This window comes from Mycobacterium sp. Root265, assembly GCF_001428895.1.
Classification (GTDB): domain Bacteria; phylum Actinomycetota; class Actinomycetes; order Mycobacteriales; family Mycobacteriaceae; genus Mycobacterium.
In genome coordinates, this window is the sequence record NZ_LMJA01000015.1 from 1 (window position 1) to 26,465 (window position 26,465).

The 26,465-nt window shown below is 66.6% G+C and carries 26 protein-coding genes and 1 tRNA gene; 16 read left to right on the forward strand and 11 right to left on the reverse strand.

Annotated features, from left to right (window positions below):
• The 3 genes from ASE48_RS15235 to ASE48_RS15245 all read right to left on the reverse strand — a co-directional run.
• Positions 1-195, reverse strand: a 195-nt coding sequence (locus tag ASE48_RS15235) for a zinc ribbon domain-containing protein (protein WP_235571222.1), incomplete at its 3' end; no start/stop codon positions are given.
• Positions 196-260: 65 nt separating this feature from the next.
• Complete coding sequence (locus tag ASE48_RS15240; RefSeq protein WP_057167958.1) at positions 261-932, reverse strand: alpha/beta fold hydrolase; 672 nt, start codon at positions 930-932, stop codon at positions 261-263.
• Positions 932-2,071: an FAD-dependent monooxygenase gene (locus ASE48_RS15245; protein ID WP_057167959.1), complete on the reverse strand. Its 1,140-nt coding sequence runs from the start codon at positions 2,069-2,071 to the stop codon at positions 932-934. Before ASE48_RS15245 ends, ASE48_RS15240 begins: the two co-directional genes overlap by 1 nt.
• A gap of 70 nt (positions 2,072-2,141) precedes the next feature.
• On the opposite strand from ASE48_RS15245, the gene ASE48_RS15250 reads away from it, so the two are divergent.
• Complete coding sequence (locus tag ASE48_RS15250) at positions 2,142-3,047, forward strand: LysR family transcriptional regulator (protein WP_057167960.1); 906 nt, start codon at positions 2,142-2,144, stop codon at positions 3,045-3,047.
• On the opposite strand, the gene ASE48_RS15255 is transcribed toward ASE48_RS15250, so the two are convergent.
• Entirely contained in the window at positions 3,014-3,799 is a 786-nt protein-coding gene (locus ASE48_RS15255; protein WP_057167961.1) for an Ig-like domain-containing protein, read from the reverse strand. The genes ASE48_RS15250 and ASE48_RS15255 overlap by 34 nt on opposite strands.
• Before the next feature lie 241 nt (positions 3,800-4,040).
• Here ASE48_RS15255 and polA point away from each other — a divergent pair, with 241 nt between their 5' ends.
• Together polA and ASE48_RS15265 are read left to right on the forward strand one after the other, a co-directional pair.
• On the forward strand, positions 4,041-6,701 hold the full coding sequence (gene polA, locus ASE48_RS15260; RefSeq protein ID WP_200962171.1) for a DNA polymerase I: 2,661 nt from the start codon (positions 4,041-4,043) through the stop codon (positions 6,699-6,701).
• Between the two features lie 31 nt (positions 6,702-6,732).
• Positions 6,733-7,950, forward strand: coding sequence for a threonine/serine ThrE exporter family protein (locus ASE48_RS15265; protein WP_057167963.1), 1,218 nt, complete (start codon positions 6,733-6,735; stop codon positions 7,948-7,950).
• 52 nt (positions 7,951-8,002) lie between these two features.
• On the opposite strand, the gene ASE48_RS15270 is transcribed toward ASE48_RS15265, so the two are convergent.
• Positions 8,003-9,154, reverse strand: a complete 1,152-nt coding sequence (locus tag ASE48_RS15270) for a PrsW family intramembrane metalloprotease (protein ID WP_057167964.1) — start codon at positions 9,152-9,154, stop codon at positions 8,003-8,005.
• Positions 9,155-9,373: 219 nt separating this feature from the next.
• On the opposite strand from ASE48_RS15270, the gene rpsA reads away from it, so the two are divergent.
• Together rpsA and coaE are read left to right on the forward strand one after the other, a co-directional pair.
• Positions 9,374-10,819: a 30S ribosomal protein S1 gene (gene rpsA / locus ASE48_RS15275; protein ID WP_057167965.1), complete on the forward strand. Its 1,446-nt coding sequence runs from the start codon at positions 9,374-9,376 to the stop codon at positions 10,817-10,819.
• An 89-nt stretch (positions 10,820-10,908) separates the two neighbouring features.
• On the forward strand, positions 10,909-12,081 hold the full coding sequence (gene coaE, locus ASE48_RS15280) for a dephospho-CoA kinase (protein ID WP_057167966.1): 1,173 nt from the start codon (positions 10,909-10,911) through the stop codon (positions 12,079-12,081).
• Positions 12,082-12,091: 10 nt separating this feature from the next.
• On the opposite strand, the gene ASE48_RS15285 is transcribed toward coaE, so the two are convergent.
• From ASE48_RS15285 to ASE48_RS15295, 3 genes are read right to left on the reverse strand one after another with little or no spacing between them, the layout of a single operon-like run.
• Positions 12,092-12,646, reverse strand: coding sequence for a hypothetical protein (locus ASE48_RS15285; protein ID WP_057167967.1), 555 nt, complete (start codon positions 12,644-12,646; stop codon positions 12,092-12,094).
• Between the two features lie 10 nt (positions 12,647-12,656).
• Positions 12,657-13,160: a DUF402 domain-containing protein gene (locus ASE48_RS15290; RefSeq protein WP_082614212.1), complete on the reverse strand. Its 504-nt coding sequence runs from the start codon at positions 13,158-13,160 to the stop codon at positions 12,657-12,659.
• Between the two features lies 1 nt (position 13,161).
• Positions 13,162-13,455 (reverse strand): hypothetical protein, encoded by a 294-nt coding sequence (locus ASE48_RS15295; RefSeq protein ID WP_057167968.1) that lies wholly within the window; start codon positions 13,453-13,455, stop codon positions 13,162-13,164.
• A 72-nt stretch (positions 13,456-13,527) separates the two neighbouring features.
• Here ASE48_RS15295 and uvrB point away from each other — a divergent pair, with 72 nt between their 5' ends.
• The 6 genes from uvrB (at position 13,528) to ASE48_RS15325 (ending at position 21,862) form a co-directional block, all read left to right on the forward strand.
• On the forward strand, positions 13,528-15,702 hold the full coding sequence (uvrB, locus tag ASE48_RS15300; RefSeq protein WP_057168024.1) for an excinuclease ABC subunit UvrB: 2,175 nt from the start codon (positions 13,528-13,530) through the stop codon (positions 15,700-15,702).
• Between the two features lie 41 nt (positions 15,703-15,743).
• Positions 15,744-17,144 (forward strand): MFS transporter, encoded by a 1,401-nt coding sequence (locus ASE48_RS15305; RefSeq protein ID WP_057167969.1) that lies wholly within the window; start codon positions 15,744-15,746, stop codon positions 17,142-17,144.
• A 60-nt stretch (positions 17,145-17,204) separates the two neighbouring features.
• Positions 17,205-17,957: a DUF899 domain-containing protein gene (locus ASE48_RS15310; protein WP_057167970.1), complete on the forward strand. Its 753-nt coding sequence runs from the start codon at positions 17,205-17,207 to the stop codon at positions 17,955-17,957.
• Between the two features lie 542 nt (positions 17,958-18,499).
• A complete protein-coding gene (locus ASE48_RS32710) occupies positions 18,500-20,461 on the forward strand; it encodes a cellulase family glycosylhydrolase (RefSeq protein WP_057167971.1) in 1,962 nt (653 codons plus the stop codon).
• Between the two features lie 150 nt (positions 20,462-20,611).
• Entirely contained in the window at positions 20,612-21,712 is a 1,101-nt protein-coding gene (locus ASE48_RS15320; RefSeq protein WP_057167972.1) for a ferritin-like domain-containing protein, read from the forward strand.
• 76 nt (positions 21,713-21,788) lie between these two features.
• Positions 21,789-21,862 (forward strand) — tRNA-Cys (locus ASE48_RS15325).
• A 10-nt stretch (positions 21,863-21,872) separates the two neighbouring features.
• Here the strand turns inward: ASE48_RS15325 and ASE48_RS15330 are convergent.
• On the reverse strand, positions 21,873-22,385 hold the full coding sequence (locus ASE48_RS15330) for a hypothetical protein (protein ID WP_057167973.1): 513 nt from the start codon (positions 22,383-22,385) through the stop codon (positions 21,873-21,875).
• Positions 22,386-22,435: 50 nt separating this feature from the next.
• Positions 22,436-22,981, reverse strand: coding sequence for an RNA polymerase sigma factor (locus tag ASE48_RS15335; RefSeq protein WP_156409213.1), 546 nt, complete (start codon positions 22,979-22,981; stop codon positions 22,436-22,438).
• Positions 22,982-23,123: 142 nt separating this feature from the next.
• Between ASE48_RS15335 and ASE48_RS15340 the strand changes: the two genes are divergently transcribed.
• Genes ASE48_RS15340 through ASE48_RS15360 form a run of 5 tightly spaced genes read left to right on the forward strand, consistent with a single transcriptional unit; the run spans position 23,124 to position 25,398 of the window.
• Positions 23,124-23,600: an Asp23/Gls24 family envelope stress response protein gene (locus ASE48_RS15340; RefSeq protein WP_057167975.1), complete on the forward strand. Its 477-nt coding sequence runs from the start codon at positions 23,124-23,126 to the stop codon at positions 23,598-23,600.
• On the forward strand, positions 23,597-23,896 hold the full coding sequence (locus tag ASE48_RS15345) for a hypothetical protein (protein WP_057167976.1): 300 nt from the start codon (positions 23,597-23,599) through the stop codon (positions 23,894-23,896). The genes ASE48_RS15340 and ASE48_RS15345 overlap by 4 nt, the downstream gene beginning before the upstream one ends.
• Positions 23,897-23,904: 8 nt before the next feature.
• Positions 23,905-24,087 (forward strand): hypothetical protein, encoded by a 183-nt coding sequence (locus tag ASE48_RS15350; protein WP_057167977.1) that lies wholly within the window; start codon positions 23,905-23,907, stop codon positions 24,085-24,087.
• Between the two features lies 1 nt (position 24,088).
• Positions 24,089-24,844: a hypothetical protein gene (locus ASE48_RS15355; RefSeq protein ID WP_057167978.1), complete on the forward strand. Its 756-nt coding sequence runs from the start codon at positions 24,089-24,091 to the stop codon at positions 24,842-24,844.
• Positions 24,841-25,398: a hypothetical protein gene (locus ASE48_RS15360; protein ID WP_156409214.1), complete on the forward strand. Its 558-nt coding sequence runs from the start codon at positions 24,841-24,843 to the stop codon at positions 25,396-25,398. Before ASE48_RS15355 ends, ASE48_RS15360 begins: the two co-directional genes overlap by 4 nt.
• Before the next feature lie 61 nt (positions 25,399-25,459).
• Here the strand turns inward: ASE48_RS15360 and ASE48_RS15365 are convergent, their stop codons facing one another.
• The gene (locus ASE48_RS15365) at positions 25,460-26,314 is read right to left on the reverse strand and encodes an SDR family oxidoreductase (protein WP_057167980.1); all 855 of its coding nucleotides are present in this window, start codon (positions 26,312-26,314) and stop codon (positions 25,460-25,462) included.
• Positions 26,315-26,465 lie beyond the last annotated feature (151 nt).

A 26,465-nucleotide genomic window follows, 5' to 3' on the forward strand; every position in this document is an offset into this window, starting at 1 on the left:
CACGGTGCCGCGCCGCGACAGCGGGACCAACGCCAGGGTGTCGCTGTCACAGGCCGGGTTGGGGCAGTTGTTCTCCCGCGGCGGGAACACATAGGTCGCGCACGCGGTGCATTTGCCGCCGATCAGATGGGTGTCACCGTCGTCATCGGTGGCGAACCACCCTTCGAACGCGGGCTCTGTGGTTGCTGCTGGCACGAGGGTCAGACTACCCAGTTCGAGGGCAAAACTGAAACGTGTTGCAGTTTGACCGCGCGCCGCGGTCAGTGAGCGTCGAGCAGGATGCGCAGCAGGTCGTCGGGATTGTCGCGCATCAGGTTGTGCTTGCCGTCGAGTTCGTGGGTCACCCAGGCCGGATCGTTGCGCACCCGGTCATAGGACGGCCGCAGCGGCGACTCACCGGGCCAGTCCAGCGCGTAGACGAAGATGCGCTGACGGAATCTGCTCAGGTCGCCTTGCACGCGCAACGGTTGCAGCACGGTGGCCAACGGGTGCGCGGTGGCGCGCTCGTCGAAGAACGGCATCGGCGGGACCCCGAACCCGGTGTCGTCGACCTCGACGTACCACTGGCGTTCCTCGTCGTTCACCAGATCCCAACAGGCCTCGCCATCGTGGGGTACCACTGCGTCGAGGTAGACCAGCGAGTCCACCCGTTGTGGGATACGGTCGGCGACCCCGGTGATCACCATGCCGCCGTAGCTGTGCCCGACCAGAACCAGATGGTCGTCACCGGCGGCATCGGCGTCGATCGCGGCCAGCACATCGGTGATGTGGGTGTCGAGGTTGACCCCACCGGGCAACAGGTGGGCACGTTCGGCGACGCCGGTCAGTGTCAGTGCGAGAACGCGGTGCCCCTGGGCGCGCAGTGCGGCGGCGAGATCGTCGAAGCACCAAGCGCCGTGGCACATTCCGGGAATCAGGACGTAGGTGGTCATCAGCGGTTGCTCCTTGCGGTGTCGTTGCGGTACTTGGTGGTGACACGGTCGAGATCTGCGGCGGTGCGGGCAGACGTACGGTGCATGTCGCGGTTGGCGGCCACCACCTCGGCGGTCTCGGCCCGGCGCTGGTCCTCGTAGCGGCGAAGCCCGGTCACTCCGCCGGTTGCGTACTCCTCGGCCAGTACCCGGGCATCGACGACAGCCTGCGAACCGCCGTTCGCGCCGACCGGGTACATCGGGTGCGCGGCGTCGCCGAGTAGGGTCACCCGACCGGTTCCCCAGTGCGGCAGCGGGTCTCGATCCACCATCGGATAGCAGAAGATCTGTCCGGTCTGCTCGATCAGCGCGACCGGATCCAGCCAATCCAGGTTCCACTGCCCGACGTGAGAGCGGATCTCGGGAGCAGTGGCCGGCGCATTCCACCGGGCGTCGCCGTCGAGCACGCCCGCGGTGCCGGTCGGCACCTGCAGCACCCAATTCACCAGGCCATCGCCGATCGGATAGATCACCAGATCGACACCGCCGTCATCCTGCACGATCGCCATGGTGTGCCCGTCCAGGAATGGCGGCATCGGGGTGGCCCCGCGGTACATGGTGATCCCCGACCACATCAGTGGATCGGGTCCGGGATGCAGTGTGGCGCGCACCGTGGAGCCGATACCGTCGGCGCCGATCAGTGCCGCGCCGGTGAACGTGCCTGCGCCGACACGTACTTGCACGCCGTCGGCGTTCTGGTCGAAGCTGTCGACTCCTGCACCGGTACGTACCGCGTGGCCGCCGATGCGGTCGAGGACGTTGTCCAGCAGCAGCATCTGCAGCCGGCCGCGGTGCACCGAGAGTTGCGGATGTGCATCCCCGGCCGCCAGTCCGCGCGGCTCGCGGAACAACAGCTCTCCGCCGGAGGTGTAGAAACAGATCGTGTCCGGCGCGACGGCGATATCGCGCAGCGCCGTACCCAGTCCCAGGGCGGTGAGCTCACGGACCGCGTGCGGCAGCAGGTTGATGCCGACACCGAGCGGGCGCAGCGACGCCGTGCGTTCCAGGTTCGCGGTCTCAATACCCCGCGCATGTAGCGCGAGCGCTGTGGTGAGGCCGCCGATACCTGCGCCGGCGATCAGAACGGTTGATGACTCCATTCCTCCACCGTGTTCGAACTGCATGAATAAGTCCAATATCATCTGTGTCTGAGATCTATAATCAACCCTTATGGAGGTACGTCAGCTGGAGTATTTCGTCGCAGTCGTCGAAGAATGCAGTTTCACCAAGGCGGCGCAGCGGGAGCGGGTGGCGCAACCGGCGGTGAGTGCGCAGATCCGGCGCCTCGAGCGCCAGGTCGGGCAGTCCTTGCTGACGCGATCGAGTCGCGAGGTGCGGTTGACGCAGGCCGGTGCCGCGTTTCTGCCTCATGCCCGTGCCGCGCTCGCCGCCATTCGGGACGCACAACGTGCCGTCGACGAGGTCGCCGATCTGGTCCGGGGTTCGGTCGCCATCGGCACGGTGACTCTGCACCCGGTCGATGTGGCCGGATTGATGGCCGATTTCCACGCCGACCACCCGTCCGTCGAGATCACCTTGGGCACAGACAATTCCGATGTCCTGCTGGACAAGCTCGCCGACGGCCGGCTTGATATCGCCATCGTGTCGATCGGCGCGGACGAAGAACCGGCTGATCTCGACGTGCACGTGATCACCGATGAGGCCATCGAGGCAGCCGTGGCGCTCGATCACCCGCTGGCGCGTCGTCGGTCACTTCCGCTGGACGTGCTGTGTACGCATCCGCTGATCTCACTCCCGGTGGGCACCGGACTGCGGACCCGCCTCGATACCGCCTGTGCGGCAATCGGTGTGACCCCGCGAATCGCCTTCGAGGCGACCAGCCCGCGCGAGCTCGCGGAGTTGGCCGGGCATGGTCTGGGGGTCGCGATCCTGCCCACGTCGATGGCACGCAACGATCCGAAACTGCACGTCCTGCGTCTGGTGCCGGCGCTGCGCGGGCGGCTGGTGTGGGCCTGGCGGCGGGATATCACCAGCCCGGCCGCTCGGCTGCTGCGCGAGCGGGCGACCGCGCGGCTCCCGGGTCAGACGGCCGGCGGGACCGTCACCCTGACGTAATGCTGGGCGCGGGCGTAGCCGTACGCGTCGTACTTCGGGTACTGGAACCTGTTCTGCGGCACCAAATAGTTCATCAACTGCAGCAGCGGGTCGAAGAGCTTGGCGGTGAACTCGTTGAGCCCGTGCAGATGCGTGCCGACGTTGGCTTCCGTGGCGTGGATGTAGAAGGTGACCGTGCCGCCGCCGGCGGCCAGTTCGGCGTCGGGAATGTAGGTGTAGTTGCCGGCCGCGTCGACGCTGGCGGTACCGCGCGCCGGCGCGGTGCCGATCGAGTACGTCAACGGATCGTCGTCGACATCGGCCCCGATCACCTGCCCGGTGAAGCTGCCGTCGCTGTTGCGGATCGGACCGGATGACCCGGCGATCGTCGGGGCCGTGTTGATGAACGACTTCCGGAAGGCCTTCTCCAGCGCGGCGAACGGGTTGAAGCCTGCGGAGGCGGTGGTGCTCGCTTGCGCGGCCGTCAGGCTTCGTGCCGACGGGGTCAGATCGGTCGTGTCCGGCTTCGGTGATGAGGTGCCGTGGGTCCGGGCCGTGGCCACGGTGCGCGGGGCGGTGCGTCGGGCGGTCGGTCCGGCCGCGTTACCCGTGGACTGCGACGAACTCTTCGTCCCGCCCGCGTCGCCGGTGTCGGCGTTTGCCACCGCGGTGCCGGTGGTCAGCGCGGCGCCGATGCCCAGCGCGACGGCACCGGTGCCCAGCCAGACCGTCACCGCGGGCGCAGGTGTCTTGGCACGATGCTGTCCGGGCATGGAGGTTCCCCTTTGTCTGGACCATACGACTGAATTGTCGCCAGTGATAGTTAGCATGCGAAAGCCAGGCTTGCGCTGCTCCGCGCGCGAAATCTCGCCGAAGCAGCGGATATCCGTACGATCGGCCGACAGCGTGGCCCACCTGTCGGGGTGGGTGCCTAGAGTTGGGTGCGTGAGCCCCGCCAAGACTGCCGCCGCGGCACCCGAGAAGAAGCCCGGCACTGACGAGAAACCCACGTTGATGCTGCTGGACGGCAACTCGCTGGCCTTCCGCGCGTTCTACGCGCTGCCCGCCGAGAACTTCAAGACCCAGGGCGGGCTGACCACCAACGCCGTGTACGGCTTCACCGCCATGCTGATCAACCTGCTGCGCGATGAGCAGCCCAGCCACATTGCCGCCGCCTTCGACGTCTCGCGGCAGACCTTCCGCAAGGAGAAGTACCCCGAGTACAAGGAAGGCCGGTCCGCGACGCCGGACGAGTTCCGCGGCCAGATCGACATCACCAAAGAGGTGCTGGTTGCGCTGGGCATCACCGTGCTCGCCGAGGACGGTTTCGAGGCCGACGACATCATCGCCACGTTGGCGACCCAGGCCGAGGACGCCGGCTACCGCGTGCTCGTGGTGACCGGTGACCGGGATTCGCTGCAGTTGGTCAGCGATGACGTCACCGTGCTGTATCCCGTCAAGGGGGTCAGCGAGCTGACCCGCTTCACCCCGGAGGCCGTGCAGGCCAAGTATGGCCTCACGCCGGAGCAGTACCCGGATTTCGCGGCCCTGCGGGGGGACCCCAGTGACAACCTGCCGGGCATCCCGGGGGTGGGGGAGAAGACCGCCACCAAGTGGATCGTCGAGCACGGCTCGCTGCAGGCGCTGGTCGACAATGTCGACACCGTCAAGGGCAAGGTCGGAGATGCCTTGCGCGCCAACCTGTCCTCGGTGGTGCTCAACCGCGAACTCACCGAGTTGGTGAAGAACGTGCCGCTGCCGCAGACGCCCGACACGCTGCGCATGCTGCCCTGGGATCGCGACCACATCCACCGGCTGTTCGACGACCTCGAGTTCCGGGTGCTGCGCGACCGGCTGTTCGACACCCTCGCCTCGGCCGACCCCGAGGTGGATCAGGGTTTCGATGTGCGCGGCGGTGCACTGCAACCCGGTGAACTCGCGGCCTGGCTGTCCGAACACAGCCTGGGCAACCGGTTCGGCATCGCGGTCGTCGGTACCCACCTGGCCTTCGACGGCGACGCGACGGCACTGGCCATCGTCGCCAACGACGGTGACGGCCGCTATATCGACACCACCACCCTGCACCCCGATGACGAGGCTGCGCTGGCGTCCTGGCTGGCCGATCCCGGCCCGCCCAAGGCGCTGCATGAGGCCAAGCTGGCCATGCATGATCTGGAGGGCCGCGGCTGGAAGCTGGCCGGCGTCACCTCCGACACTGCGCTGGCGGCGTACCTGGTGCGGCCGGGGCAGCGCAGCTTCGCCCTCGACGACCTGTCCCTGCGGTACCTCAAGCGTGAACTGCGAGCGGACAATCCCGAGCAGCAACAGCTTTCACTGCTGGATGACAACGACGGGGTCGATGAACAGGCCGTGCAGGCGGTGCTGCTGCGGGCCGGCGCGGTGATGGACCTCGCCGACGCGCTGGATGAGGAACTGGCCCGCATCGACTCCTCCTCGCTGCTCGGCCGGATGGAACTTCCGGTGCAGCGGGTGCTCGCCGAACTCGAAAGCACCGGTATCGCGGTCGATGTGGCGTTCCTGCAGGAGCTGCAGAGCGAATTCGGGGATCTGATCCGCGACGCCGCCGAGGCCGCGTACGGCGTCATCGGCAAGCAGATCAACCTCGGCTCGCCCAAGCAGCTGCAGGTGGTGCTCTTCGACGAGTTGGAGATGCCGAAGACCAAGAAGACCAAGACCGGCTACACCACCGATGCCGATGCGCTGCAAGGTCTTTTCGACAAGACCGGGCACCCGTTCCTGCAGCACATGCTGGCCCACCGCGATGCCACTCGCCTGAAGGTCACCGTCGACGGCCTGCTGAACTCGGTGGCCTCCGATGGCCGTATCCATACCACCTTCAATCAGACCATCGCCGCGACCGGGCGACTCTCGTCGACCGAGCCCAACCTGCAGAACATCCCGATCCGCACCGAGGCCGGCCGCCGCATCCGCGACGGATTTGTGGTCGGCGCGGGTTACGCAGAACTGATGACGGCGGACTACAGCCAGATCGAGATGCGCATCATGGCGCACCTGTCCCGCGACGAGGGCCTGATCGAGGCCTTCAACACCGGTGAGGATCTGCACTCGTTCGTGGCGTCGCGGGCGTTCGACGTGCCCATCGACGAGGTCAACGCCGAACTGCGCCGCCGGGTCAAGGCGATGTCCTACGGCCTGGCCTACGGTCTGAGCGCCTACGGTCTGTCGGCTCAGCTGAAGATCAGCACCGAAGAGGCCAAGAACCAGATGGAGCAGTACTTCGACCGTTTCGGCGGAATCCGTGACTACCTGCGTGATGTCGTGGACCAGGCCCGCAAAGACGGTTACACCTCAACGGTTCTCGGTCGCCGGCGCTATCTGCCCGAGCTGGACAGCAGCAACCGTAACGTCCGTGAGGCCGCCGAGCGCGCCGCCCTCAATGCCCCCATCCAGGGCAGTGCCGCCGACATCATCAAGGTCGCGATGATCAACGTCGACGACGCGATCAAAGCCGCCGGCCTGAGATCGCGGATGCTGCTGCAGGTGCATGATGAACTGCTGTTCGAGGTGGCCGAGGGGGAGCGCGACACCCTCGAGGCGTTGGTGCGCGAGCACATGGGCAATGCCTACCCGCTCGACGTGCCGTTGGAGGTGTCGGTCGGGTACGGGCGCAGCTGGGACGCCGCGGCGCACTAGCGACGCGGATGATCCCGGACGCACTGACCTCATGACCGAAACCAGCGATCAGCAGATCCGGTTTCTGGCTCGGCTGGGTGCCGCCATGTGCGCGGCCAACTATCCGGTGACCCTGGTGCGGCAGATGCTGGACCGGACGGCAGCGCATTACGGCGTCCGGAACGACGGCATCGCCCTGCCGAACCACGTGCAGGTGGTGGGACCCGCCACCGCCGACGGCACCGTGGTGCGCGGCGCCCGCGTCGACGCCGACCTGCGGTTCGACCAGATCTTCCCGCTTGCGCGGCTGGTGTCCGCCGCGATGGCCGGGCGGATATCGGCGCAGGACGGCGAAAGCAGCCTGGATGACATCCAAGGCGCCGCCCGCCGCTACCCGGCCTGGGTGACGGTCATCGGCTACGGAATCCAAAGTGCCGGACTGTCACTGGTGCTGGAGCCGACCCTGTTGAACGTGCTGGCGGCGCTGTTGCTGGGCGCGATGGTCGGCGGATTCCTGGTAGCGAGCCAGCGCGTACCGGCGCTCGCCCAGTTGGTGCCCGCGATCAGCGCCTTCGCGGTCGCCTCGATCTGCATCGTGGCGGCATTGAGGCTGGACCTCGATCACGTCGGGCTGCGTGCGCTGATACCGCCGTTGGCCGTCTTCCTGCCGGGCGCGGCGATCACGCTGGCCGTCATCGAATTGACCTCACGCGACGTGATCGCCGGGACCAGCCGCCTGATCGCGGGGTTCGTGCAGATCATCCAGTTGGCATTCGGGATCCTGATCGCGTCCCAGCTGCTCGGCCTCAGCGAGGATCAGCTCAGCTCGGAGGCGGTCAATCGCATCGGGCCGTGGGCACCCTGGTTGGGCGTTGCGGTGTACGCCGTCGGAGTGATGCTCTTCCTGGCGCCGCCGGTGTCGTTTCTGCCGTGGCTGGTGCTGATCACCTTCACCGCGTACACGGCGCAGTATCTGGGCGACCTGGTGCTGGGCAGCTATGCCAGCGGTTTCTGTGGCGGGTTGGCACTGACGCTGGTGGCGCTGGCTGCGTCGCGCATGCGCACCGCCCCGCCTGCGATCACCATGATCCTGCCGGGGTTCTGGCTACTGGTCCCGGGATCGATGGGGTTGATCGGTGTCACCGAATTGTTCGGGGCAGACGGTGATTCGGCGTTGCCGGCGACCTTGATCTCGATGATCTCGGTCGCGTTCGGGCTGCAGGCAGGCCTGGTGCTCTGGCAGGTGATCAGACGGAGGCCCGCCCGGTGACCGCCGAGCATCTGGGCCAGATCGCCGATGCCGTGGTCCTGCTGGCCGACGGTCAGCCCGGGATCCGGTAACCGGCCAGGTACTGCAAGGTCGGCGCGGCCGCTTCCCGCGCCGCGTACACCCGGTAGGACTCCTCGGTCAGTAGCGCCTGCACCCGGTCGTCGCCGAAGCCGCGGTCGATGCGATCACGGATGAAGGCCAGCTCGACCACCTGGGTCGCGAACGCCTTGACGTTCTTGCCGGCGGCCTTGCCGCCATGCCGGGACGCTTCGCCGATCGCCAGCTTGCGGTTGCGAATGCTGCCCAACCAGCTCGCCTCGTTGGCGGTGATCAGGTTCGCGGCCACCATGGTCGGCAGCTTGGCGGCGACCACCTGCTGCTCCCGACGCCGGCTGCGCACCGCCAGCCAGATCGCCAACCCGAAGATCGGCATCATCCACACCAGGTAGACCAGGAAGTAGGCCTCGATACCGATCACCGAGGACCCGTTCCACAATGCGTGCATGATGACCGCCGCGGCATAGCCGGCGACGATGCAGGCGATCCTGCCGATCAGGTGGCGCTGCTTGAGCGCGAAGTAGACCCCGACCGCGAGCATCGACAGGAACAGCGAGTGGGCGAAGGGCGCCATGATCAGGCGCAGGGCCGCGGTGAACAGGGACGCGGCCAGGTCCTCGCCGTTGGCGATGTAGAGAATGTCCTCGAACCAGGCGAAACCCGCGCCGACGAGGCCCGCGTACACCAGGCAGTCGGTCAGGGAGTTCAGTTCATAGCGGCGCCTGCCGGTCATCATGATCAGCAGGAACAGCCCCTTGGCCGCCTCCTCGATCAGCGGGGCCCGCAGCGCGGTCGATTCGAAGCCCTCCGGCAGCCCCGGGGTGGGCAGGAAGACCGCGTCGGCCCACAGCTCGAGGGCCAGCGAGAGAATGATCGCGACGGACGCGCCCCACAGGAAGGCCAGGATCAGCAGCCGGGGAGGTTCGGGCTCCCAGCGGTCCAGCCACAGATAACAGGCCACGACCACCGCGATCGCGACGCTGGAGAGCACGAATCCGATGGTGGTGCCGACCGGATTCGTCGCGGTCAGCAGGATCATCAGCAGGCCGACAATGACGCTGAGACCGATGATCACCGCCAGGGGCGCCCCGACCTTGCGGACGGTCGGCGGCCAGGTCGGCAGCTGGGGGTGCGGAGGTGGCGGCATCGCGGACACCTGAGGAGGGTAACCAGGGACGGGCTTCGGGGACCGGGTTTGTCCAGCGTGTACCCGTTCTAGTACCCTTGAGCAGTACCTGTGTGCCCAGTCTTGATCCGGGCCCCGCGGGCACACCGCACTTCGGGGCACTCATGCTGAACAGCCCTGTGTGCAGCACAAATACACACTCTGTCCCTACGATTAAAACTGTCCGGAGCAACCCACCACATGCCAAGTCCCTCCGTTACGTCCCCGCAAGTTGCCGTCAACGACATCGGCTCTGCGGAGGATTTCCTCGCCGCCATCGACAAGACGATCAAGTACTTCAACGATGGCGACATCGTCGAAGGGACCATCGTCAAGGTGGACCGCGATGAGGTCCTGCTCGACATCGGCTACAAGACCGAAGGTGTCATTCCTTCGCGCGAACTCTCCATCAAACACGACGTCGACCCCAATGAGGTCGTTTCCGTGGGCGATGAGGTCGAGGCCCTCGTTCTCACCAAGGAGGACAAAGAAGGCCGCTTGATCCTGTCCAAGAAGCGCGCTCAGTACGAGCGCGCCTGGGGCACCATCGAGGAGCTCAAGGAGAAGGACGAGGCCGTCAAGGGCACCGTCATCGAGGTCGTCAAGGGCGGCCTGATCCTGGACATCGGCCTGCGCGGCTTCCTGCCCGCGTCGCTGGTCGAGATGCGCCGGGTCCGCGATCTGCAGCCGTACATCGGCAAGGAGATCGAGGCCAAGATCATCGAGCTCGACAAGAACCGCAACAACGTGGTGCTCTCGCGCCGCGCGTGGCTGGAGCAGACCCAGTCCGAGGTTCGCAGCGAGTTCCTCAACCAGCTCACCAAGGGTGCCATCCGCAAGGGTGTCGTGTCCTCGATCGTCAACTTCGGCGCCTTCGTCGATCTCGGCGGCGTCGACGGCCTGGTGCACGTCTCCGAGCTGTCCTGGAAGCACATCGACCACCCGTCCGAGGTCGTCACCGTCGGCGACGAGGTCACCGTCGAGGTGCTCGACGTCGACATGGATCGCGAGCGGGTTTCGCTGTCGCTCAAGGCGACTCAGGAAGATCCGTGGCGCCACTTCGCCCGCACCCACGCCATCGGCCAGATCGTGCCGGGCAAGGTCACCAAGCTGGTGCCGTTCGGTGCGTTCGTGCGCGTCGAAGAGGGCATCGAGGGTCTGGTGCACATCTCGGAGCTGTCCGAGCGCCACGTCGAGGTCCCGGACCAGGTGGTCCAGGTCGGCGACGACGCCATGGTCAAGGTCATCGACATCGACCTCGAGCGCCGCCGCATCTCGCTGAGCCTCAAGCAGGCCAACGAGGATTACACCGAGGAATTCGATCCCTCGAAGTACGGCATGGCCGACAGCTACGACGACGCGGGGAACTACATCTTCCCCGAGGGCTTCGACGCCGACACCAACGAATGGCTCGAGGGCTTCGACAAGCAGCGCACCGAATGGGAGGCCCGGTACGCCGAGGCCGAGCGTCGGCACAAGATGCACACCGCGCAGATGGAGAAGTTCGCCGCAGCCGAGGCAGAGGAAGCGGCCCGTCCGTCGACCTCCAGCAGCTCGTCTCGCCCGGAGGGTGAGTCCGCTGGTGGCTCGCTGGCCAGCGACGCTCAGCTCGCCGCACTGCGCGAGAAGCTCGCGGGCAACGCGTAACAAAGACACTCAAACGCCCGAGTGAAGCCGCGCAGCACGTCCTCACGGATGTGCTGCGCGGTTCTTTTGGTACCTGCTAGGGGAGCGGCATGCTGAGGATCGGACTGACCGGAGGAATCGGGGCAGGCAAGTCGACGGTGTCGTCGACGTTCAGTGACCTCGGCGGCATCGTCGTCGACGGCGACGTCATCGCCCGCGAGGTGGTCGAACCAGGTACCGAAGGCCTGGCCAAACTCGTCGACGCGTTCGGGCGGGACATCCTGCAGGAAGACGGTGCGCTCAACCGCCCCGCGCTGGCGGCCGTCGCGTTCAGCGACGACGAGAAGCGCCAGACGCTGAACGGCATCGTGCATCCCCTGGTCGCGCACCGTCGTTCCGAACTGATCGAACGCGCGGCCATGGACCAGGAAAGTCCAGTGATCATCGAGGACATCCCGCTGCTGGTCGAGTCGCAGATGGCGCCGATGTTCCCGCTGGTCATCGTCGTCAACGCTGATGCCGAACTGCGCGTCAAGCGGCTCATCGAGTACCGCGGTTTCACCGAGCAGGATGCCCGGGCCCGTATCGCCGCGCAGGCCACCGAGGAACAGCGCCGCGCCGTCGCCGATGTGTGGCTGGACAACTCGGGCAGCGCCGGCGCGCTGGTGGAGCAGGCCCGCGGCCTGTGGCACGACCGCATTCTGCCGTTCGCGCACAACGTCCGGCTCGAGCGACCGGTGCATGTCGCCCCCGCCGTGGTGCCGTCCGATCCCAGCTGGCCGGATCAGGCCCGCCGGATCGTGGCCCGGCTGCAGACCACCTGCGGGCACCGGGCCGTCCGCGTCGACCACATCGGTTCCACCGCGGTGCCCGGATTGGACGCCAAAGATGTCATCGATGTCCAGGTGACCGTCGCGTCGCTGGAGGTTGCCGACGAACTCGCCGACGGGTTACTGGCCGCGGGGTATCCGCGGGTGGCCGCCATCACCGCGGACAACCCCCATTCGGCCGACACCGCCGTGTGGCACAAGAGGTTCCACGCTTCGGCTGATCCCGGTCGACCGACCAACGTGCACATCCGGGTCGACGGCTGGCCGAATCAGCAATTCGCGTTGTTGTGCGTGGACTGGCTGAAAGCCAATCCCGGTGTGCGGCAAGACTATCTGGCGGTCAAGCGGGCCGCCCTGGGCACGCCCGATTATGCCGACGCCAAGGAACCGTGGTTCCTCGATGCGTATCACCGCGCCTGGGAATGGGCCGAAACCACCGGTTGGCGTCCCTGACGCCGACCCGTCACGTCGCGGGCACGGCCTCAGAGGCGGGCTGCGGCGGGTAGTCGGGCGTGCCGGTCTCCGGCACCGGCAGGCCGCTCGCCGGATTGTCCAGTGGCGCACCGCATTGCAGCACTCCATACAGCGGGTCATCCTTGGCGCGGAACAGCCGTGGCGCGATGAACTGGTCGGCCTGCGCGACGATCTGATCGTCGACCAGGATCTCGCAGTGCAGGTTCGAACCGTACGGCCACTGGATGGAGAGCTCCATCCCGGCCAGATTCGGATCGGACATCACCGTGTTCACCTCGAATGTCTGACCGGGCAACATCGTCGGCTGTTCGCTGTTGACGTTGTGATCATCGGCCTTGTAGGCGACGATGGCGCCGCGTGAGGTGCCGTCCGCGCGCGCCCGGTAGGTGACGTTGTGCAGCAAGCCGGGTGCCTGCTCGGACACTTCGGGCTGAGCGGGTTCGACATCGGGTTCGGCGTAAGCGGGTGCGGCGACCGTCTGGGCCGCGAACAGCAATGCGGCTGCCACGGCAGCCGTCACCCCTGCGCGCCTGGCGACACTCATGATCGTGACTTTACGCCCGCCAGGTCAGCGCCACATCATGCACGGTCAGCCAGCGATCAAGGTCATAGTCGTGCCGGGCCAGGCCGTCCACTGTGGCAACGGCCGTCGCGACGGCCCGTTCGGCGCTGGCGGCATCCAGCAGACCCTCCGAGACCGCGGCGAACAGTTCGTCGACATCGGTGAGTTCCACGTCGCGGCCGGTGCGCAGCACCAGATCCAGGTAGTGGTCCTCGGAGTGCCAGCGTTCGGCACCCGCGGTGTAGCGCCCGATGTCGAGGTAGAAGTCCTGATCACGCTCGTAGCCCGGGTTGAAGTGGAAGACCGTGGCCCGCAGGTTCAGCGTGGGCAGCAGCCAGGTCTCCAGATAGTGGAACTGCGCCCGCCCGGGTGCCGGCCGGGCCATATAGAGGCCCCAGGGATACACGGTGAATTCCTCGACATCGCGCACGACGCCCTTGGGGTCGGTGTTGGTGCGGGCTCCGAGATCGAATGTCTCGCGTTTCGGTGGGTGCATGTCACCGCTGCCTGCGCAGGTCGAGCACCCGCGGCCCCTTGCCGGCCGGCCGCGTCATCAATCGCAGCACGGCGCCGATTACGATGCTCACCCAGCAGCCGGTCCACATCAGGTCGGCGGCCTCGAACCAACTGCATTGATGCGAAGGCCTCAGTCCGCCGTCGCCACACGTGGCGCCCATCCGTGCGGCGATCTCGGCGGGACCCGGCCACACCAGCAGGACCGCGCACGCCAGCCCCGCGACCAGCAGGATCAGCCCCAGCAGGCGTAATGCGATGCGCGCGGGTTCGGGCACGGCGTCACCGTAACGTGCCCGCGGCGCCGGCGGGGAATGAACTTGTCGGACCACGCGCTTAATCTGGAGACCATGGCTTTCGCGACCGAACACCCCGTGCTGGCGCAGTCGGAGTATCGACCTGCCGCCGATGCCGTCGACGGCGTGGTGCGTGCCGGTGGGCACTTCGAGGTGGTCAGCGAGTACCAGCCGGCCGGGGACCAGCCCGCCGCCATCGCCGACCTGGAACGCCGGGTACGTGCCGGGGAGCGGGACGTCGTGCTGCTGGGCGCCACCGGTACCGGTAAGTCGGCCACCACGGCCTGGCTCATCGAGAAGCTGCAGCGCCCAACCCTGGTGATGGCCCCCAACAAGACACTTGCCGCGCAGCTGGCCAACGAACTGCGGGAGATGTTGCCGCACAACGCCGTCGAATACTTCGTGTCCTACTACGACTACTACCAGCCGGAAGCGTACATCGCGCAGACCGACACCTATATCGAGAAGGACAGCTCGATCAACGACGATGTCGAGCGGCTGCGGCACTCGGCGACCTCGAGTCTGCTGTCCCGCCGCGACGTCGTGGTGGTCGCCTCGGTGTCGTGCATCTACGGCCTGGGCACCCCGCAGTCGTACCTGGACCGGTCAGTCGAGCTGAAGGTGGGCGACGACGTGCCGCGCGACGGGCTGCTGCGCCTGCTGGTGGACGTCCAGTACGACCGCAACGACATCTCGTTCACCCGCGGCTCCTTCCGGGTGCGCGGCGACACCGTGGAGATCATCCCTGCCTACGAGGAACTGGCCATACGCATCGAGTTCTTCGGCGACGAGGTCGAAGCGCTGTACTACCTGCACCCGCTCACCGGCGATGTGGTGCGCCAGGTGGATTCGGTGCGGATCTTCCCGGCCACCCACTACGTGGCCGGGCCGGACCGGATGGCGACGGCAATCTCCAGCATCGAAGCCGAGCTCGAGGGCCGACTGGCCGAGCTGGAAGGCCAGGGCAAGCTGCTGGAGGCCCAGCGGCTGCGGATGCGCACCAACTACGACCTGGAGATGATGAAGCAGGTCGGGTTCTGTTCGGGCATCGAGAACTACTCCCGCCACATCGACGGTCGCGGCGCCGGAACGGCGCCCGCCACGCTGATCGACTACTTCCCGGAGGACTTCCTGCTCGTCATCGACGAGTCACACGTCACGGTGCCGCAGATCGGCGGCATGTATGAGGGCGACATGTCCCGCAAGCGCAACCTGGTGGACTTCGGCTTCCGGCTGCCGTCGGCCGTCGACAACCGCCCGCTGACCTGGGAGGAGTTCGCGTCCAGGATCGGTCAGACGGTCTACCTGTCGGCGACGCCCGGCAATTACGAGATGGCCCAGGCCGGCGGCGAGTTCGTCGAGCAGGTGATCCGCCCGACCGGGCTGGTCGATCCCCAGGTGCACGTGAAGCCCACCAAGGGCCAGATCGACGATCTGATCGGCGAGATCAGGCTGCGTACCGAACGTGACGAGCGGGTGCTGGTCACCACGCTGACCAAGAAGATGGCCGAGGACCTCACCGACTACCTGCTGGAGATGGGTATCCGGGTGCGCTACCTGCACTCGGAGGTGGACACGCTGCGCCGCGTGGAGTTGCTCCGGCAGCTGCGCCTGGGCGAGTACGACGTGCTGGTCGGCATCAACCTGCTGCGCGAGGGGCTCGACCTGCCGGAGGTGTCGCTGGTCGCCATCCTGGACGCCGACAAGGAAGGCTTCCTGCGCTCCCCGCGCAGCCTGATCCAGACCATCGGTCGCGCGGCCCGAAATGTGTCCGGCGAGGTTCACATGTACGCCGACAAGATCACCGACTCGATGCGTGAGGCGATCGACGAGACCGATCGTCGCCGCGCCAAGCAGATCGCCTACAACAAAGCGCATGGCGTCGATCCACAGCCGCTGCGCAAGAAGATCGCCGACATCCTCGATCAGGTGTACCGCGAAGCCGATGACACCGACGCCACCGTGGACGTCGGCGGGTCGGGACGCAACTCGTCTCGTGGCCGCCGGGCCCAGGGTGAGCCGGGCCGCGCGGTCAGCGCCGGAATCGTCGAGGGACGTGATACCGCGAACATGCCACGCGCTGAACTGGCGGACCTGATCAAGGATCTCACCGAGCAGATGATGACGGCCGCCCGCGACCTGCAGTTCGAGCTCGCCGCGCGTATTCGCGACGAGATCCAGGATCTGAAGAAGGAACTGCGCGGTATGGATGCCGCCGGCCTGAAATAGGTCCTTGAACTCAACAGCGGTTGAGCTTCTAGGTTGAGGGTGTGACCGACACTCAAGCGTTGACCGGCGGCAGCTGGCGTGAGCTCCTGGGAGCCAAACACCTTGGCGCCGCGACGGTTCTGGCCGGTGGCGTCGCGCTCTACGCCACCAATGAGTTCCTCACGATCAGCCTGATGCCCAGTGCGGTCGCCGAGATCGGCGGGCAGCGCTACTACGCGTGGGTGACGACGGTCTACCTGGTCGCCTCGGTGGCCGCTGCGACCACCGTCAGCGCCACCCTGGCGCGGGTGGGCCCGCGATCGGCGTACCTGGGCGCGCTGACGGTGTTCGCCGCGGGCAGTGTGCTGTGCGCGGTCGCGCCGACCATGGAACTGCTGCTGGTGGGCCGCATGGTGCAGGGCGCCGCCGGGGGATTGCTCGCCGGTCTGGGCTACGCCGTCATCAATACCGCCCTTCCCCGCGCCGTGTGGACCAGGGCGTCGGCCCTGGTGTCGGCGATGTGGGGAGTGGGCACCCTGCTGGGACCCGCCGCCGGTGGGCTGTTCGCCCAGTTCGCCTCGTGGCGTTGGGCGTTCGGGGCGCTGGTCATCCTGACCGTGGCGATGACCGTGCTGGTGCCGCTGGCGCTGCCCGGACGTTCGGGGACTGTCGGCACGAGCGTCATTCGCATCCCGGTGTGGTCGCTGGCGCTCCTCGGCGCGGCTGCGCTGCTGGTCAGTGTGGCCGCGATCCCGTCCGACCTGGTGCTCACCGGGGCACTGCTGGCGGCGGCAGTGGCCCTGGTGGTGGTCTTCCTGGTGGTCGACCGTCGCCACGCCGCCGGGGCGAGCGTGCTGCCGCCCACGGCGTTTCGGCCGGGACCACTCAAATGGGTGTATCTGACGCTCGGCCTGCTGATGGCGGCGACCATGGTCGATATGTACGTGCCGCTGTTCGGGCAGCGGCTGGCTCACCTGGCACCGCTGACCGCAGGATTTCTCGGTGTCGCCCTCGCCGTCGGCTGGACGGTAAGCGAGATCGTCAGTGCGTCCGTGGACCGGCGCAGCGCGGTGGTGCGCATCGTGTTCGCGGCGCCGTTGGTGATGGCGGTCGGGCTGGGTGGCGGCGCGCTGCTGGTGCGGGACGGCATGCCGGGCTGGCTGGCACTGCTCTGGGCGCTCACGCTGGCGGTGACCGGGATCGGGATCGGGATGGCGTGGCCGCACCTGTCGGTGTGGGCGATGAGCGGTGTCGACGATCCGGCTGAGGGACCGGTGGCGGCCGCCGCGATCAACACGGTTCAGTTGATCTGTGGGGCGTTCGGAGCCGGCGTGGCCGGCGTCATCGTCAACCAGGCAGCCAGCGATGCCGCGGCCGCACGCTGGCTTTTCTCCGGTTTCGCGGCACTCGCGGTGATCGGCGTCATCGCCTCGTGGCGTGCGGGCGGTCGAAGCCAGCGATGAGTCTGGGGGACACCCGCGGTCTGCACATCAGGGTCCCTACGACTTCCCTGAGGAGCATCAATGTCGCCGAGCGCCGGATATCCCGACGTCGTATCCCGAGAGCACTGGTTGCAGGCGCGCCTGGAGTTACTGGCGGCCGAACGGGCGGCCACCCATCTGCGTGACGCCGCCAACGCAGAGCGCCGGCGACTTCCCATGGTCAGGGTGGACAAGGACTACGTCTTCGAGGGCGCGGGCGGCCCGGCCCGGCTCATCGATCTCTTCGAGGGCCGTCGGCAGCTCTACGTCCATCACTTCATGTGGCTCGATGAGATCGACCAGGGGTGCCCCAGCTGCACCGCTGCCGCCGATCTGACCTTCACCGCATCCGACCGGACTCTGCTGAACGCGAAAGACGTCACCTTCGTGTGTATTTCGCGCGCCCCGTACACCAGCATCGTGCGTTACCGGGATGCGCACGGTTGGACATTTCCGTGGTACTCGACCTGTGATGGTGATTTCAGCTATGACTTCCACGTCACGCTGGATCCGGAACGTGCTGAGGTGCAGTACAACTACAAATCGCACGACGAATTGCGCCGGGACGGCTGGACCGAGTTCGACCTACGCGGTGACTGGCCCGGCGTGAGCGTGTTCCTGCGCCGCGGAGACGAGGTCTTTCACACCTATTCCACCTATGCACGGGGTCTCGACCACACGGCGGTCGGTTACCCGTTCCTGGACCTGACGCCCTATGGCCGCCAGGAGCCGTGGGAGGACTCGCCGTCGGGGTGGCCGCAGGGCGGGATCGCCGCGGGGATGCCGCACCAGTAGCGGCCCAGCGAACTTTCCCACATTTCAGGACGACGCCTCGTGGAGGTAGTCGAACCTCTCAGTTGACACCTGTTGTCTGCCGCGGATAGCGAGACGGCTGTCCGTTGATCGGCGGACCCGCACAGAATTTGCTAGACGGTCAAAGCAATGAGCCGGCATGGGCTGCTGGGATTCGGGTCAACCGGTGTTGCGCACGAGGGCAATGAGCGCTAGCTGGACTGTTGCGGTGGCAGGGGCTGGCGGGGAAGTCGCCGGCGCGCGCTCGCCCCGCTTTCACGTGTTTGCTACAACTGCAATTTCGGGAGCATTTTCCGATATTACGGGTTGGTAAATTGTTTGCCTCGAATTCGATTTGCGCGACCATTCTGAGAATGGTTATCTTACCGGCAGGTAAGTTACGCAAATATCCACCGCAAGCGCTAATTTCCTAGCAGTGTCAGCCCTGACATTGTCCGGTGTCACAGCGCGAGAATTGGGTGATCAATATGTGGAGATGCGTCCCACTGTCGGTGCGGGGTATCGCGAACAGGGCGGTAATCGGTGTGACCGCCGCAGCGCTGGTCGCGGCCACCGGTAGCCATTTCGTGATGCCTGAGGTGAAACACGTCGTCTCGTACGACGTGATGAACGTGGCAGCGATCGACGAATCTCCCACCACGATCGGCATCGCCGACTCGAACATCTATTTCACCGACAGTCTCGACGAGGTCAAGCACCGACTCGACCTGATCGAGTCGCTCGGCGTGGGCAATGTCCGACTCCTGGTCCCGTGGATGTTCATCCAGACCCAGGACCCGCTGGGCGGTCCGGTCGATTGGCAACAGGATCTGGACTGGGCGAAACTCGACCAGATCGTCCAGGAAGTCGAGAGCCGGGGATTGGGCATTCTCGGAGTTCTCCAGTGGTCGCCGGACTGGGCCACGTCGGGCGACACGGGAGTCGGTCATCCCGACAATGTGCAGGACTACGCCGATTTCGCCACGGCCGTCGCACAGCGGTACGGCAGCGCAATCACCTCTTATGAGGTGTGGAACGAGCCGAACGCATCGTTCTTCTTCAATCCCGTTGATCCGGTGGCCTACACCAATCTGCTGAAGGCGACCTACACCGCACTGAAACTGGTCGACCCGAACATCACGGTCATCGGCGGTGTGGTGGGCGCCGGCCTCACCTGGGGCGACATCACAATGAACCCGGTCGATTTCGTGCAGGCGATGTATGACGCAGGCGCCGACGGGTTCTTCGATGCGCTGTCATTCCATCCGTACAACTTCGCGACGCCCTTCTCTGAGCAGGACGACCTCGACTGGCGCGAATTGATGCCGCTGTTCCAGGTCACGAAGATCCGCGAGCTGATGGATCAGCACCTCGCCCCGGGTGAGGAACAACTCAAGATCTGGATCACCGAGTACGGGCTGCCCACGAGTGTCGTGCCGGCCGAGACGCAGCGCGCGTTCCTGACCGATCTGATCAACGCATGGCAATCGTTCTCCGGTGCCGGACCCATTTTCCTTTACTCCATCAAAGACGATTTGAATGCAATCGGTGACGATCGATTCTTCGGCATTTTCGATGCGGAAGGGAATTTCAAAGGCAGTGCACAGGCATTCGAGGAATTCAAGAAGCTGATCGACTGCCTCGACGGTTGCTCACCGACGAACCCGTCCAACCCGCTGGCGGGGCTGGTTCAGTTCCTGCAACAGGTCATCACACAGGTGCTGAGTTTTGTGCCGAATCTGGTTGCTGGGGTCGTATCGGCGGTATCGAACCTGATCACATCGATCTTGAACGGGCTGTCCGGGCTCGTGGGTGGATCGGCCGCGCCCGCCGGTCTGGTGGGTGCTTCGCTGCGGTCCGCATCGGCAACCACCGACGGCAATGTGGTGACCGCCGATGATCTTGAACAGGCCCAGGCGGACTCCGAAACTCCTGCTGCCGAGGCGGCGGTGGAAGAGGTCGCGGTCGCCGAGGACGTAGTCGCTGTCGAACAGGTGGTGACCGAGGAGGTGCCCGTCGCCGAAACCGAGGTGCCGCTGGCCGAGGAGGTCGTCACCGAGGAGCCCGTCACGGAGGAGCCTGTCACCGAGGTGCCGGTGACGGAAGAGCCCGTCGTCGAGGAGCCCGTCGTCGAGGAGCCCGTCGCCGTGGAGCCCGTCGTCGAGGTGCCGGTGACGGAAGAACCCGTCGTCGAGGAGCCCGTCACGGAAGAACCGGTGGTTCAGGAACCGGTGGCCGAGACCCCCGCCGTCACCGAACCGATCACCACCGATGCAGGGACGGACACGTCCGTGGACTCAGCCGGGGCCTTCGAGGGGTCGGCGCCGAAGCTGAGCGATGATTCTGCATCGAAGTCCGCGGATGGCGAGGGGAAGGGCGCCGGCCTGAAGGTGGGCCGTACGGCGCCGAAGACCGGTGTGAGCAGCGGTGCGCCCAAGCAGCGGGAGGCACGCAGCGGCGCGCAGGCGCCGGCGGCGTCGCGTGAACGCGCCGGCGCGTCGGGCTGACGCCCTACGTCGATATCAGCACTGGTGGGGGTCTCGGCAGCTGCCGAGACCACCCCACCGGGCCGACGGTCGCGTCAGGCTTGACGACCGGACCTCCCGAGCGCACTGTGATACACATCACGATCGCGTGGCGTGAGGAGGGCGTGGCAGATGTCGACCCGAGATAAATACACCCACATCCCTGAGCCGTTCTCGTGGCAGGTGCCCAGCGTCGGCGATGCGCGCTTCACGTGGGAGTACGACGACGGACGTGCCCGGCTGCTTTCCCTGTATCAGAAGGGCAAGGAGAAGCAGTGGGATGCCCAGTCGCGGATCGACTGGAGCCAGGACGTCGATCCGCTGAACCCGATCGGGCTGCCCGACGAGTTCCACCCGCTGTTCGGCAGCCCGATGTGGGACGCCGCCGATGACGCCCGCCGCGCCGAGTTCCGCAGGCACTCCCAGTCCTGGCAATTCTCGCAATTCCTGCACGGCGAGCAGGGGGCCATGGTGTGCGCGGCCAAGATCGTCGAGGTGGTGCCGGACATGGACGCCAAGTTCTACGCGGCCACCCAGACCATGGACGAGGCCCGCCATGTCGAAACGTTCGCAAAGTTCCTGCAGGACAAGGTCGGAATGGTCTACCCGGTCAATACCAACCTGACCGCACTGCTTGGGGACACTCTGCGCGACTCCCGTTGGGACATGCCGTATCTGGGCATGCAGGTCCTCATCGAAGGGCTCGCGCTGGCCGCTTTCGGGGTGCTGCGTGATCTGACGCCGCCGTCGTCGCTGGCCAAACAGCTACTGGCCTATGTCATGCAGGACGAAGCCCGGCACGTGGCCTTCGGCCGAATCTCGCTGAAGGACTACTACGCCGCGCTCACCACCGCCGAACGTGAGGAGCGCGAGGAGTTCGTGGTGCAGGCGTGCTATCTGATGCGCGACAGGTTCCGCGGCGAGGAGGTGTTCGAAACGCTGGGACTCGATGTCAAGGAATGTTCCGAATGGGTCGAGCATTCGCCGCTGATGATCCAGTTCCGCTCGCACCTGTTCAGCCGAATCGTGCCGATCGTGAAGGACATCGGTCTCTGGGGCGACAAGGTGCAGAAGGCATTCGCGGACATGGGGGTGCTCGACATGGCCACCTTCGACATCGATGCACTGATGAAGGCCGACGAGGATCAGGCCGACGCGTTGGAGAAGGCGCACGCCGAGATGGCGGTCCGGGTCGATGAGGTGAACCAGGCGATCGCGGCGGGCGCGAACTGAGCAGTTCGACGAATAGCAATCAGCGCGATTGCAAGGCTGTACCCGCAGGTACGCCGGTGGCAGATTGTCAGGTGCTGCGGGTGTGGCTGAGTGGCTAGGCACCGGCCTGCAAAGCCGTTTACACGGGTTCGAATCCCGTCACTCGCTCCAGCAATCAGGCCTACGGGCCGACCACCACGAGGTCGTCCCAGATGGCCGTGATCTCGGCGGAACTGTCGCCGATGGCCTCGCGCAGCACGAGCGCGGCGTCCGCGCGCAGCGCGTCCCCGTCCTGCAGATAGGTCCGGTCGCGCTCGTCGGCGCCGATACCGATGAGGTGGATGTGGACCGCCGACAGTGTGCGGTCGGTGACCGTCAGCTGCACGTCGGCGACAGCGGCCGCCACCGACGCCGCCGGCTCGGCCAGTGCCGACGTCAGCAGCTTGGCCAGTGCGATGTGGCTGACGCTGATGCCCGGTCGCGAAGTGTGGATCAACTTGCCCTGCCGTGGCAGCGCCGAAATGCGTTGCGCGATACCGGCGCGCAGCCGGCTCAGTGCGGAACCTGTTTCGGCCCAACGCGGGTCGTCGTCGGCATCCGCCTCGGCAAGTCCGGCGAAACGCCGGGTGGCATCGGCAATCCACGCCGCCGACTCGGCGGTGGCTTCGTAGTCGTCCTCGGCTGCCGTGCTCATGTGTCCTCCAGTCTTACGCACGTGGCTGCTGGTGTACAGCCGGGCGGTTCTCATGGACGAAACTCCTCGAGGGTTGTGGCCAAGCGTTTTCGGGTGCGCTGCAACAGACCTCGCACCGACCCCTCCGTCGTGTGCAGCACCGTGGCGATCTCGGCCAGCGGCAGGTCGTACACCTCACGTAACCACCACGCGGCGCGGGCCGGATACGGCAATCCGGCGAGCTCGCGGTGCAGCGCCGACAGGAAGGCGGCGTGCTCGGCCTGTTGGCCGGGACCCGGCCGGGAATCGACGCTCTCCGGCGCCGAGTCCAGATCGTTCTGGGGTCGCCTCCGCCGCAGGGCGTCGATCGTCTTGCGTGACGCCAGCGAGTACAGCCAGGTACGAAACTTCGACCGGAACGCGAACGTCGGTAATGCCTTCCATGCCGCTATGAAGGTCTCCTGGACGATGTCATCGCAGTCACTCGACTCAGGATAGGTTTGCCTGACAAATTTCAGCAATGCCGGCGCGTGCCGAACTACCAGCACATCGAACGCAGCGGAATCACCACGTTGAGCGCGTCGGGCAAGCGTCTCATCGGGCAGCGAGTCCAGCACTCCGGCATGTTGTCCACAAAACGAAGATTCCAAACCAGATGTGTTTTACGTCTCGTGGGCGTGCGCATCGCGCTCCGGCGGCGTCTAACCCTATGAGCCGGATGAACGCATCCGAGCTGGAAAACGATTGAAGGAGACGCTGATGACCGCCGCAACCCAGTCCCGTGAGGTCAGCTCCGCCGTGCAGTCAGATACCGCAGGCAAGGAACTGGAGAAGCTCGTATCCGACCACGGCGTGACGACGATTGCCGACGTGGTGGTGTCCAAGATCGCCGGCATCGCCACCCGTGAGGTGGACGGTGTGCACGATCTCGGTGGGCAGGCTGCGCGCGTCGTCGGGAAACTTCGCGAGACTTTGCCGGGAAGCACCAGTCTTACCCAGGGTGTCAGCGTCGAGGTGGGCGAGCGGCAGGCCGCCGTCGACATCGGCATCGTCGCCGAGTACGGCGTGGCCATCCACGATCTGGCCGAAGGCATCCGCAACAACGTCATCTCCGCGGTCGAGAACATGACCGGCCTCGAAGTGACCGAGGTGAACATCACCGTCCACGACGTGCATTTCGCCGAAGACGAGGATGGCGCGGCGATCACGGCCGATGCGCAGCCCCGGGTCCAGTGACACCGGGTGAGCGGATCGATCGCGTCATCGCGGCGGTATCTGCCGTCGACGGCGTGATCGGTCTGCATTCCGGACCGGGCGTGCCCGCCACGTACCTGCCGGGACGCATCGTCGGAGGAGTCCGACTGGACGGCACCAGCGGCAAGGTGCACGTGATCCTCGAACTCAGATCCGCCCTGCTGGAAACCGCGGAGCGGGTACGGGACGCCGCCAGCACCGCCGCCGGAGTGCCCGTCGATGTCGTCGTCGGAGATGTCGCGGCACCCCCATCAACCTCACCCACGATCAACACATAGGAGAAGCAATGACCGGAAAGTTTCTGCTACCAGGAGTTTTCGCCGGGTTACTGCTGGCCATCGCCGCCGTCACCGGCGGACTGATCGGATTCCTGCTGGCACTCGTCCTGGGTGCCGCAGGTGCGGCGGTAGGTGCGCACCTCGATGGAACGGTCGACCTGACCGCCCTCGGCCGTCGGTCCGGGCGCTGACGTGACCAGCGATGTGGTGGCGCCGCTGCCGGCCGCACGCGGGCGCACCGTCATCGACGACCGCGTCCGACGGCAGCTCATCGAGCGCGCCGCACTCTCGGTGCCCGGGGTGCTGGCCCGGCGCACCATGGTTCCCGGGCGCACACTGCCCGCCGTCACCCTCGGCGGCGACCGGGGAGCCGGGACCGTCGACGTCCAGATAGCCGCCGCCTGGCCGGTCGAAGGGGCCGCGGTGCTGGACGCGGTGCGCGCGGCGGTGGCCGGCGAGCTCGCGGCCACCCTGGCCGAGCACCCCGACCGTGTCGAGGTCACCATCACCCGCGTCGAATCCGATCGCACGCCGGCCCAGGTCGCCGACGCGTACGACGACGATCCGGGCGCCGGCCCGATCGAGGTCCGGCACCGCCGGTTCGCGCCCCGCCGCGCCGCCACCGCCACCTACAGCGGGGTGCTCATTGCTGTCGGACTCATCGCCGCGGGTGCGGTGGCGATCCGGGAAGCGCTCACCTCCGCCGATCCGTGGATCGCTCCGGCGCTCCGGTGGGCCGCCGATCTGCAGTGGCAATGGTGGGTCTGGCCGCTCGCGGTGGCCGCCGCGGTGGTGGGGTTGGTGCTGCTCGTCGCCTCGGTGACACCTCGGCGCCGTACGCACGTCTCCGTCGGTGACCACATCTGGGTACCGCGGAGCAAGGCCCGCGACTGGGCGTTCCCCGACGGCGAGACCGTTGACCTCGACAGCGCAGGAGAAGCTCGATGACACCTTGGATGCGGGCGACAGACCGGGTCATCACCGCAGCGTTCGCTCTGATTCTGCTGGCCGGATCGGCGGTGGTGATCGGCTACGGCCTCGATGTGACATTCGCACGCGAGGTCGCGGCCCGGATCGACGTGGCGGCAGTGGGGCGGGCCGCCGAATGGCCGTGGTGGTCCCTCGCGCTGGGCACCGGCGGCGCGGTCGCCGTACTCATCGGTGCATGGTTGTCGCTCATGCACTTCCGGCCACGGTCGGTGCGAGCGATGGAGACCGAGCACGTCGGCGCGGTGGATCTGGCGCGCGTCGCCGATGCCGCGGCCGAGGATCTCGCCCGGCACCCTGCGGTGCAGTCGGCCAAGGCAGCGACCCGGACGGCGAATGGGCGGCCGACAGTACGTATCACGACAGATGTGCCGCCGACCACGACACCCGCGCAGGTTCGCCGGCTGGCACGGCACTGCGCCGAGGACGTGCGGCGGGCAGCGGACACCGATATCGAGTTCCAACTGCTGGTGCGTCCGGTGCCGGCCGACAAGGTGAAACCGAAGCCGGCCTGAACAACAGCGGAGGCAACATCTTTCGGTGCCGGTACTGCGGCCCGGCCACCGTCCGCTGCGGTCAGGCCTCCGGCGTGCCCCGGGCGAAGCGCCACAGGTAGCGCGGGAGCACGCGTGCCGGTACCCCCCGCGGCCAATCGTCGGTGCGGAAGAACGCATCCGTCCCGCCGTCGACGAAAATGACGCTGCCGCAGAGAAAGTCGGCGGAGTCCGACAACATGAACGTGATCCAGTCCGCCAGCTGGTCGGCTGCACCGAACCCGCCGACGGGAATCGGGAACCTGCGCACGGCCTTGCCCTCCATGGGTTCGGCGAGCTGAGCTTCCAGCAGTGGCGTCATGATGGCGCCCGGTGCGAGCGCATTCAGCCGGATCCCGGCGCCCGCCCATGGCGGCGTCACCGCATTTCGGCGCACCCACCGGCTGACCGCGATCTTGGAAGCCGCGTACATCAGCGCCGAACCGCGTCCGCCGAGTAGGCGAAGGCTGCGGACCGCCTTGTCCGGGTCGTGCGCGAGCAGGGCGTTGATGGTGCGGCGAGGCACCATCGGCACCGTGGTGGTGGAGTTGCTGGCGATCACGACCACTTTCGCCCGGTTCGCCGCGGCCAGCGCCGGACGCCACGCCATGAGGGGCTCGACGACGCCGAGGAAGTTCACCTGCGCGATCAGCCGATTGCGATCGGCGCCGGACCCGGGACCCAGGCCTGCCGCGAGCACGGCCCCGTCGAGCACGCCACCTGCCGCCGCGAGCACCTCGTCTGCCGCGGCACGTCGCCCTGCGGGTTCGGAGAGGTCTGCGATGATGTCGGCATCCCTGAGATCGACGCCGATGACCCGATGACCCCGTGCGGTGAGCTGACGAGCCGCCTGTGATCCCATGCCGGAAGCCGATCCGGTGATCGCGTAAGTACCGATACCTCACAACATAAGTGACATCCGTCGCGTCATCCGTATCGGGTTGACCCGGCTCACTCCCAGGCCCGCATGCGGCCCGCAAACACCGGCGACGGGACCGTCACGTTGCTCACTGATCGCCCGCGGGTGCGCACTTTCGGTCTAGCATCAA